This window comes from Halobaculum sp. EA56, from assembly GCF_051195075.1.
Lineage (GTDB): Archaea > Halobacteriota > Halobacteria > Halobacteriales > Haloferacaceae > Halobaculum.
Genome location: NZ_JBNTJX010000036.1, coordinates 1 through 9,206, shown reverse-complemented (window position 1 = coordinate 9,206; position 9,206 = coordinate 1). Strand labels below are relative to the sequence as shown.

Here is a 9,206-nt window from a genome sequence, read left to right as displayed (position 1 = left end):
GCCTGGTACGAGATGGTGGGCCTCTCGTGGGAGGAGACCCGGCAGAACGTCGTCGAGTGGCTCCACACGTCGGGGACCTGGGACCGCGGCGGCTTCGAGGAGTCCAGCCCCGAGGAACTGGTCGACAAGAAGCGCCACGTGTACGAGGCCGGCTACGGCTGGAAGGAGAAGGCGCAGGCCGCAAAGCGAGTGATCGAGCGACACGGGTGAGCGGGGGCGGGAGCGTGGAGACGAAGCGTCGGGTGGACACGGCCGGCGGGGGAGTGACCGACCCCGGCTACCCCTTCATCCCGGAGAGGCTCATCCCCCGGATGAAGTAGTTCTGCGCCGCGAGGAACGCGACGATCACCGGGGCGACGATGATGAGCGCGGCGGCCATCATCAGTCCCCACTCGGCGAAGTACTGGTTGCGGACCGCGAACAGCGCGATCGGGAGCGTGTACATCTCCGAGTCGTTCGCGATGATGAGCGGCCACTGGAAGTTGTTCCACGCGCCCATGAACGTGAAGATCCCGAGCGTCGCGAGCGCCGGCTTCGCCAGCGGGAGGTAGATCTTGTAGAACGTCTGGAACTCGTTGCAGCCGTCGATCTTCGCCGCGTCGCCGAGGGCCGACGGCAGGCTCTTGAAGTGCTGACGCAGGAGGAAGATCCCCAGCGGCTGGGCCGCCAGCGGCGCGATCAGCCCCTGGTAGGTGTTCACCCAGCCGAGCTCGACGAGGATGAGGTACACCGGAATGAGCGTCACCATCCCCGGGATCATCATCGTCGAGATGAACCCGAGGAACAGCTTCTCGCGCCCCCAGAAGTCGACCTTCGCGAGGGCGTACCCCGCGAGCGAGTCGAACGTGAGGTTGAACGCGGTCACCGCGACCGCGAAGATCACGGTGTTGAGGAACCACCGGACGAGCAGGATGTCCGGCCGCTCCCACAGCGTCACGAAGTTCTCCAGCGTGAACGCCGCCGGGACGAACGACACCGTCGCCGCCGTGGGCTCCGCCGACAGCGACGTGGTGAGCGTCCACCAGAACGGGAGCGTCATCCACAGCGCGCCCGCGGTGACGAGGACGTACAGAAGGGTCGTCTTCGACCAGTAGCGGACGCCGCTGCGGTCGTACCCCGGGTACTCGTAGTCGGAGCGGGCCATCAGTAGTCCACCTCCGTCTCGTCGCGGTAGCGGTACTGGTAGTAGCTGAACGCGAAGATGAGACAGAACAGCAGGAACGCCATCGCGGCGCCCTCGCCGAAGGCGCCCTCCTCGAAGGCGCGCTGGTAGATGAGCAGCACCGTCGTCGTCGTCGCGTACACCGGGCCGCCCTGTGAGAACACCAGCGCGATGCCGAACACCTGGAACGCCGAGATGATCGCCATCACGAACACGAAGAAGTTCGTGTTGCCGAGGCTGGGCCAGGTCACGTGCCGGAACCGGTGCCAGCGGCTCGCGCCGTCGATCCGGGCGGCCTCGTACAGTTCCTCCGGGATGTTCTGGAGGCCGGCGAGGAAGAATATCATGTTCGAGCCGATCCCGCCCCAGATCGCCATCAGCATCACGCCGCCGAGGGCGGTTCCGGGGTCCCCCGCCCAGTTGTGTTCGAGGAACGAGGGGAGCAGGCCGTTTATCACGCCGTCGCCCGCGAGGAACCACCGCCACATCACCGCCGAGGCGGCGCCCGACAGCATCACCGGCATGAAGTACGCCGCGCGGTACGCCTTCTTGAACCGGACCCGCCGGTCCAGCATGAGCGCGACCGCCAGCCCGCCGAAGATCTGCAGCGGGACCGTCCCGATCGCGTACACGAAGGTGTTCTTCAGCGAGTACCACCACAGGTTCGCGGACGGGGAGGTGAACACCTCCGGGCGCCACCGGAGGCCGCCGTCCGCGAGGGTCACCGGAAGCGGGCGGAGCACCTCGACGTAGTTCGCGAGGCCGACCCACTCGCCGGCGCCGGCGAGGATGCTCCACTGCTGAAAGGAGATGTAGAACGCGTACAGCACCGGGCCCAGGAGGAACGCCGAGAAGACGACGATGTTGGGCGCCACGAAGGCGAACCCCATGAGGTTGTTCTGGTCCTCGGTGACCCCGACGGCCGCCTTGACGCGGCCGAGCGCGGCCCGGAGGCTCTCGGCGGCGTCCTCGACGGTCGACCGTCCGGGTTCGGTCGCCATCGCCTCACAGGACCTCGCTGTTGATCTTCTTCTGTGCCGTCGACAGCGCGTCCGCGGGCGACTTCTCGCCGAGCATCGCCGCCTCCAGTTCGGGGCGGATCCGGTTGGCGATCGACTCGCTCTCGGGCCCGAACGAGAACGGCCGCGACCACTCGCCGGCCTCGAGCAGCGTCTTCCGGCGGGGGTGTTCGTCGTAGTAGTCGAGGTCTCGGTGGGACTTCCGGGCCGACAGCGCCAGCCCCTTGCGGGCCCACTCGGCCATGCCCTCGTCGCTCGTGAGGCTTCGGACGAGTTCCTTCGCGGCGCCGGGGGCGTCCGTGTTCGCGGAGACGCTGTAGGATACCGTGTACGCGATCGTCGCCTTCTGCCCGCCGCCGGGGGTAGGGAGGTGGGCCACGTCGATCCGGTCATCGATCCCCTCGTTCTTCTCGTACCCCTCGATGAACGGGAGCCCCCACGGGCCGAGGATCGCGGTCGCGACCTCCTCGCTCGCGAGGGCGGCGCCGTGCCACCCCGCGCCGAGCTCGCTCGGCACCGCGAGGAGCCCGTCCTCCTTGAGGCCGACCAAGTACTCCAGCGCCTCGACGCCGGCGTCGGAGGCGAAGACCGCCTCGCTCCCGTCGTCGGAGAGCACCTGCCCGCCGTTCTGGTACAGGAACGCCCACCACGACCGGCCGTTGGCGTACTCGACCATCGGCGTCTTGAACGAGTCGCCCGTGACGTTCTCGTTCAGCGCCGACAGCGCGGTCCGGAGATCCGACCACGTCTCCGGCGGCTCGACGCCCGCCTCCTCGAACATCGCGGTGTTGTGGAACAGCCCGAGCGTGGAGAAGTCCTTCGGCACCCCGTAGAGGGTGCCGTCGAACCGGAACGCCTCCAGCAGGGGGTCGAAGAAGTCGTCGGTGCTGTACCCCCCCGAGCCCGCGAGGTCGTCGAGCGACAGCAACACCCCCGCGGACGCGAACGACGGGAAGTACCCCGAGTCGACGTAGAACACGTCGGGGGCGTTCCCTGCGCCCAGTTGCGTCTTGATCTTCTGTTTGTACTTCGACTGGACCGGACTGTAGTCGACCGAGATGCCCTCGTGCTCGGCCTCGAAGTCGGCGATCAGTTCCTCGAGTAGCGCGGACTCCTCGTTGTTGGCGGCCCACCCCGACAGCGTCAGGTCGGCGTCGAAGGACTCGGTCGTCCCCCCGCCGGCGGTCGGCGTGTCGCCGTCCGCGCCCTCGCCGGTGCCGCCGCCGCCGCCGCTGCCGTCGCCACCGCCGCCGGAGGTACAGCCGGCCAACAGCGCCGCCGTTCCCGCGCTCCCCATCCCGGCGACGAACCGCCGTCGCGTGCTCCGTCCGTCCGTGCCGCTATCTGTCATGCTCGTTCCCCACGTACGAACATTGGTACTTAATTGTTTCGCCTGTTGAACTACTCTAGTAGTAACAAGCGGTGCGCTTAACTGCCGCCCCCCGGTTAGCGCGCATCATGAAACGCGACAGCACGGTCGTCGCCGGGTCGACGTTCCTCGTCACCGACGGGGACGGCCGGCCGACCCGCGCTCACGACGGGTTCTACCACCGCGACGTCCGTCACCTGGACCGGTACGAGCTCTCCGTCGCCGACGGGCTGGAGACGCTCGACGTCGCCGAGCCCCGTCCCGGCGAGCGGCTGCTGCACCTCGGCACGCCCCTGCACGCCGGCGCACGCGGTCGGCACGTCGCCCGACGGCAGTTCGTCTCCGACGGCCTGTACGAGCTCGTCTCCGTCTCGAACCTCGACGACGAGCGGGCCGAGGTGACCGTGACGCTCTCGCTGGGCACGCGCTTCGACGACCTGTTCGAGGTCCGGGGGATGGGCTCGGCGGTCGACCGCTCGATCGAGGCGACGACGACCGACCGCGGGCTGTCGTTCCGGTACGCCCCGACGGACCTGGCGTACGAGCGGACGGTCGGGGTCGCGGTCGGCGGCGACGCCGCCGTCTCCGCGACGGCACGGGGCGGCGACCGCGCCGACGGGACGGTCGAGGCGACGGTCGACCTCCCGCCCGGGGAGACCCGGACGCTCCCCCTCGCGGTCGCCGTCGACGGCGTCGACGACGCCGGGTCCGCGGTCGCGGACGCCCGCGCGGCGGTCCGCGACCGCGTCCGCGGCTGGCGGGCCGACGCGTCGCTGCCGACCCGGGGGGACGGGTGGGACGACGTGTTGCGCGAGAGCCGGGAGAACCTGCTCGAACTCCGTCAGGAGACCGAGCACGGGCCGATCCTCTCTGCGGGCGTCCCCTGGTTCGCGACGGCGTTCGGGCGCGACTCGCTCATCGCGGCCTACCAGGCGATGCCGCTGTCGACCGGGATCGCGAAGGGGACGTGCCGGTACCTCGCGGCCCACCGGGCGACCGAGACGGACTCGGAGCGCGAGGCGGAGCCGGGGAAGATACTCCACGAGGTCCGCCACGGGGAGCTCGCGGCCCGGGGGCTGGTCCCCCACCGCCCGTACTACGGGACGATCGACGCGACGCCGCTGTTCGTCGTCGTGGTCCACGAGGTGTGGCGGCGGACCGGCGACGACGCGTTCCTGCGGGACCTGTGGCCCGCGGTGAGCGCGGCGCTCGGGTGGCTCGAGCGCTCCGGCGTCGGCGACGGCGGCTTCCTCACGTACCCGGTCGACGACGACGACGGCGACGGCCGGCTCCGCCACGTCTCCTGGAAGGACAGCAACGACGGGATCGTCTACCCCGACGGCGCGCACCCGAGCGGGGACCTGGCGGCGGCGGAGGTCCAGGGGTACGCCTACGACGCGCTGCGTCGGGGCGCCGACATCGCGAACGAGGTCGGCGAGCGCGACCGGGCCGGGGTCCTCGAACGCACGGCCGAGTCCCTCCGGCAGCGGTTCGACGCGCGGTTCTGGCTGTCGGACGAGGAGTTCTACGCCGTCGCCGTCGACGGCGACGGGACGCCGATCCCGTCGGTGACGACGAACCCCGGCCACTGCCTGTGGAGCGGGATCGTCCCCGAGGAGCGCGCGGACGCGGTGGTCGACCGGCTGCTCGCGCCGGACATGTTCACGGGGTGGGGGGTGCGGACGTTCGCCGCCAGCCACGGGGCGTTCAACCCGCAGAGCTACCACCTCGGGAGCGTGTGGCCCCACGACAACTCGCTGGTCGCGCTCGGGATGGCCCGGTACGGCCGGACGGACGGGGCCGAACGGATCGCCGAGGGGCTCGTCGCGGCCGCGCGGACCCGCGGGAACGACCGACTCCCCGAGCTGTTCGCGGGGTTCGACCGCGAGCGGACGGACGTGCCCGTCACGTACGGCGAGGCGTGCGAGCCGCAGGCGTGGGCGGCCGCCGCGCCGCTCGCGTGCGCCCGGGCCGTCGACGGCGACGTGGGCGAGGCCGGGCGCCCGCGGGGGAAACCATAACCGCCCGCACGGCGGTGAGGGCACCGTGAGCCAGCGTCCGACCCTCGACCCCGCCGGCGCGCTCGCCGCCTTCGGCCGCGCCTCCTACGCCGACCTGACGAGCGTGGTCGCGCTCAGCGTCGCGTTCTGGCTCGTGGCGGCGCCGCTCGTCACCGTCGGCCCGGCGGTGCTCGGGATCGCGGCTGCGACGCACGACGGCGTCGCCGGCCGGACCGCGGGTGAGACGCGGAGCGAGCGCGACCGCCTCCGGCTGTTCGCCGCGACGGTCCGGGGGCAGTTCCGGCGGGGGCTGTGGCTGAGCGTCCCGCCGCTCGCGGTGGCCGCGGTCACGGGCTGGTACGCCGGGGTCGCGGTCGCGACCCGGAGCGGCCCCCTCCTGCTCGGGGCCGTGGTCGGGGTGTACGCGCTGGTCGCCGTCTGCGTCGCGACGTTCCGGGCGGCGACCCTCCTCGTGCGCGAGGACGCTCCCGCCGCCCCGCGGGCGCTGTGGGACGCCGGACGCCACCTCCTCGAGACGCCGGCGTTCTCGGCGTTGCACGCGCTGTTCTTCGCGCTCGTGACGGCGCTGTGCCTCGGGCTCGGCGTCGCGGTCGTGCTGTTGCTGCCCGGGCTGCTGGCCGTCCTAGAGGTCGTCGCCTACGAGGAGACGGCCGGCGGCGGCGCGATCCGGGTCGTGAAGGCGTACCGCGGCGAACTGCTCGCGGAGGGGGAGCGATGACCGACCGACGGGTCCACGTCGCGAGCGCGGTCCCGGCGGCCTTCCTCGCGGTCGCGGTCGGTCACCATCCGGCCGTCGCCGTGCCGCTGGTCGCCGGAGTTCTCCTCCCGGAGGTCGACACCGTCTCCGAGCGGTTCCACCGGTCGTGGGTCCTCCACACGCCGCTCGTGCCCGCCCTCGCGTACGCCGTCGCCGACCGGGTCGGCGTGTTGAGCCCGCCGGTCGCCGCGGCCGTCCACTTCCTCGCGCTGGGGATGACCCTACACCTGCTCGCGGACTTCGTCTACCCCCGGGAGATGAGCCACGAGGGCGCCGCCTGGCCCGTCCGCCCGACCGTCGGCTCCACGCCGTGGGGGCTGCTGCTGCTGGGCGTCGCGTGGGCCGCCCAGTGGTTCCTGTACCTCGCCCCCTCGTTTCTCCCGTGGCTGGTCGGCTACGGCGGGTGAGCCATTTACACTACTACAGTAGTAACAACTAAGTTCCGGGGATCCGTGGGTCGTGGTAGACCATGGCGCGAGCCGACCGGGGGGGAGGCCCCACCGTCGAGTACGACGGCGTGACGAAGACCTTCGAGGCCGATGGCGGGGACGTGGTCGCCGTCGATGACCTGGACATCGACGTCCGGGACGGCGAGTTCCTGGTGCTCGTCGGGCCGTCGGGGTGCGGGAAGTCGACGACGCTGCGGCTGCTGGCGGGGCTCGAAACGGTCACCGACGGGGAAGTCCGGATCGGCGGAACCGTCGTCAACGAGACGAAGCCGAAGGACCGCGACATCGCGATGGTGTTCCAGAACTACGCGCTGTACCCGCACAAGACCGTCGCCGAGAACATGCGCTTCGGGCTCGAGATGACGACGGACCTGCCCGAGGACGAGGTCGACGCCCGCGTCCGGGAGACCGCGGAGCTGCTCGACATCGACGACCTCCTCGACAGACGCCCCGACGCCCTCTCGGGCGGCCAGAAGCAGCGGGTCGCGCTCGGGCGCGCCATCGTCCGCGAGCCGGAGGTGTTCCTCATGGACGAGCCGCTGTCGAATCTCGACGCGAAACTGCGGACGGAGATGCGGACCGAGCTCCAGCAGCTCCACGAGCGACTGGGCGTCGCGACCGTCTACGTCACCCACGACCAGACGGAGGCGATGACGATGGGCGACCGCATCGCCGTCCTCGACGACGGACGGCTCCAGCAGCTCGGCACGCCCCTGGAGTGTTACCACGAGCCCGCGAACCGGTTCGTCGCCGGGTTCATCGGGTCGCCCTCGATGAACTTCCTGGACCTGCGCTACGACCCGCAGACGGGCGTGGGATCGCTCGGCGACCTGACGTACGGGTTCGCCGACGACCAGGTCGAGGCGCTCGGCGACCGCGGCTCGGTGACGCTCGGCGTCCGCCCGGAGGACGTGGAGCTCGCGAGCGAGTCCGGGCCGGCGACGGCCGTCGGCACGGTCGAGGTGGTCGAGCCGATGGGGCGGGAGAACCTGCTGCACGTCGACGTGGCGGGCGAGGAGGTCGTCGCGTCGGTCCCCGGGGAGTACGAGGTGTCGTCCGGACGGACGGTCAGGCTGCGGTTCCCGCGCGACCGGGTCCACGCGTTCGACGGCGGGGACGGGGAGGCGGTGTTCAACCGCGCCGTCGGGACCGAAGGCCTTCCGGAAGGAACGACGCTTTAACGCCGTCCGCCCGCATTCGAGTCCATGGAGACGGAGACCCTCCGCTCGACGCTCGAGGACGTCGGCCTCACCCAGTACGAGGCGAAGACGTACGTCGCGGTGCTCGAACTCGGGAGCGCCTCGGCCACGGAGATCGCCGACGCGGCGGACGTCCCCCAGGCGCGGGTGTACGACGTGCTCAGGAACCTGGAGGGGCGCGGCTACGTCGAGACGTACGAGCGGGGGAGCCTCCACGCCCGCGCGCGGGACCCCGAGGAGGTGATCGCGGAGCTGGAGACGTACGCCGACACCGTCACCGAGGCGGGGTCGGAGCTGCGCGAGCGCTGGGAGGAGCCGACCGTCGAGAACCACCGCGTGAGCGTGATCCGGCCGGTATCGAGCGTCTACGAGCGCGCGCGCGAGCGGATCGCCGACGCGCACAACGAGATCGAGATCGCCGTGACGCCCGACCGGTTCGCTGATTTCCGGGCGGAGCTGGCCGACGCCGTCGACCGGGGCGTCGTCGTCAAGCTGACCCTCACCGGCGTGGAGACGCTCCCGGACCCGGATCTCGACGGCGCGGTCACCGAGGCGCGACACCGACACCTCCCGACGCCGTTCCTCCTGCTGGCCGACCGGATGTCGGCGTGCTTCACCCCCGAGGAGTCGCTGCACCCGAGCCAGGAGTACGGCCTCCTCGTCAACGACTACTCGCTGTCGCGGATGTTCGACTGGTACTTCCAGACGGCGTTCTGGGAGCCGTGGCCGCGCGTGTACAGCGCGCGCGAGGAGGGGCCGCCCCGGACCTACACCAACATCCGGGAGTGCATCCGGAGCATCCGGCCGGCCGTCGACGACGGCCGCGAGGTCGTGCTCACCGTCTATGGACAGTCGCGCAGCGACGGGACCGACCGGGAACTCACCGGCCGGGTCGTCGACGTCACCTACACCACGGGCGGGGAGGACGGTCCGACGCTCGCCTCGTTCACGGACGAGGCGGTGATCGACCTGGAGACGCCCGACGGGACCGTCACCGTCGGCGGCTGGGGGGCGATGCTCGAAGACGTCGAGGCACACCGGTTCGTCGTGGAGGAGATCCGGTAGCCGCCGGAGGGCCCGGGACGGGACGTCCGGTCCGGCGACGACGGGCCGCGCCTCGCAACCGCTAACATCCCGTAGCCGCTGTATCCGCCGTGACCACTCCCCGCGCGGGAACCGCCCCCGACGCCGAGGTGCCGCCGGCGTCCGCCGGCGGCGACGACCCCGCCG

Annotated in this window: 9 protein-coding genes; 6 read left to right on the top strand and 3 right to left on the bottom strand. The window is 71.3% G+C overall.

Annotated elements, in window-relative coordinates:
* On the top strand, positions 1-210 hold a 210-nt coding region (locus ACQUQ1_RS21135), incomplete at its 5' end, for a DUF7474 family protein (RefSeq protein ID WP_435066216.1).
* Positions 211-277: 67 nt separating this feature from the next.
* On the opposite strand, the gene ACQUQ1_RS21130 is transcribed toward ACQUQ1_RS21135, so the two are convergent.
* Genes ACQUQ1_RS21130 through ACQUQ1_RS21120 form a run of 3 tightly spaced genes read right to left on the bottom strand, consistent with a single transcriptional unit; the run spans position 278 to position 3,532 of the window.
* Complete coding sequence (locus tag ACQUQ1_RS21130) at positions 278-1,144, bottom strand: carbohydrate ABC transporter permease (protein WP_435066215.1); 867 nt, start codon at positions 1,142-1,144, stop codon at positions 278-280.
* Positions 1,144-2,163, bottom strand: coding sequence for a carbohydrate ABC transporter permease (locus ACQUQ1_RS21125; protein WP_435066214.1), 1,020 nt, complete (start codon positions 2,161-2,163; stop codon positions 1,144-1,146). The genes ACQUQ1_RS21130 and ACQUQ1_RS21125 overlap by 1 nt, the downstream gene beginning before the upstream one ends.
* Positions 2,164-2,167: 4 nt before the next feature.
* Positions 2,168-3,532, bottom strand: coding sequence for an ABC transporter substrate-binding protein (locus tag ACQUQ1_RS21120; protein WP_435066213.1), 1,365 nt, complete (start codon positions 3,530-3,532; stop codon positions 2,168-2,170).
* A gap of 107 nt (positions 3,533-3,639) precedes the next feature.
* On the opposite strand from ACQUQ1_RS21120, the gene ACQUQ1_RS21115 reads away from it, so the two are divergent.
* The 5 genes from ACQUQ1_RS21115 (at position 3,640) to ACQUQ1_RS21095 (ending at position 9,041) form a co-directional block, all read left to right on the top strand.
* Positions 3,640-5,571 (top strand): MGH1-like glycoside hydrolase domain-containing protein, encoded by a 1,932-nt coding sequence (locus ACQUQ1_RS21115; RefSeq protein ID WP_435066212.1) that lies wholly within the window; start codon positions 3,640-3,642, stop codon positions 5,569-5,571.
* A gap of 25 nt (positions 5,572-5,596) precedes the next feature.
* Positions 5,597-6,289: a hypothetical protein gene (locus ACQUQ1_RS21110; RefSeq protein WP_435066211.1), complete on the top strand. Its 693-nt coding sequence runs from the start codon at positions 5,597-5,599 to the stop codon at positions 6,287-6,289.
* On the top strand, positions 6,286-6,735 hold the full coding sequence (locus ACQUQ1_RS21105; protein WP_435066210.1) for a hypothetical protein: 450 nt from the start codon (positions 6,286-6,288) through the stop codon (positions 6,733-6,735). The genes ACQUQ1_RS21110 and ACQUQ1_RS21105 overlap by 4 nt, the downstream gene beginning before the upstream one ends.
* 62 nt (positions 6,736-6,797) lie before the next feature.
* On the top strand, positions 6,798-7,958 hold the full coding sequence (locus ACQUQ1_RS21100; RefSeq protein WP_435066209.1) for an ABC transporter ATP-binding protein: 1,161 nt from the start codon (positions 6,798-6,800) through the stop codon (positions 7,956-7,958).
* Between the two features lie 24 nt (positions 7,959-7,982).
* A complete protein-coding gene (locus tag ACQUQ1_RS21095; protein WP_435066208.1) occupies positions 7,983-9,041 on the top strand; it encodes a TrmB family transcriptional regulator in 1,059 nt (352 codons plus the stop codon).
* The last annotated feature ends 165 nt before the right edge of the window (positions 9,042-9,206 follow it).

Excerpts from the sequence above, each read along its gene's own strand:
- ACQUQ1_RS21100 (WP_435066209.1), top strand. The coding sequence starts at position 6,798 with ATGGCGCGAGCCGACCGGGGGGGAGGCCCCACCGTCGAGTACGACGGC.
- ACQUQ1_RS21105 (WP_435066210.1), top strand. The coding sequence starts at position 6,286 with ATGACCGACCGACGGGTCCACGTCGCGAGCGCGGTCCCGGCGGCCTTC.
- ACQUQ1_RS21115 (WP_435066212.1), top strand. The coding sequence starts at position 3,640 with ATGAAACGCGACAGCACGGTCGTCGCCGGGTCGACGTTCCTCGTCACC.
- ACQUQ1_RS21095 (WP_435066208.1), top strand. The coding sequence starts at position 7,983 with ATGGAGACGGAGACCCTCCGCTCGACGCTCGAGGACGTCGGCCTCACC.
- ACQUQ1_RS21125 (WP_435066214.1), bottom strand. The coding sequence starts at position 2,163 with ATGGCGACCGAACCCGGACGGTCGACCGTCGAGGACGCCGCCGAGAGC.
- ACQUQ1_RS21120 (WP_435066213.1), bottom strand. The coding sequence starts at position 3,532 with ATGACAGATAGCGGCACGGACGGACGGAGCACGCGACGGCGGTTCGTC.
- ACQUQ1_RS21130 (WP_435066215.1), bottom strand. The coding sequence starts at position 1,144 with ATGGCCCGCTCCGACTACGAGTACCCGGGGTACGACCGCAGCGGCGTC.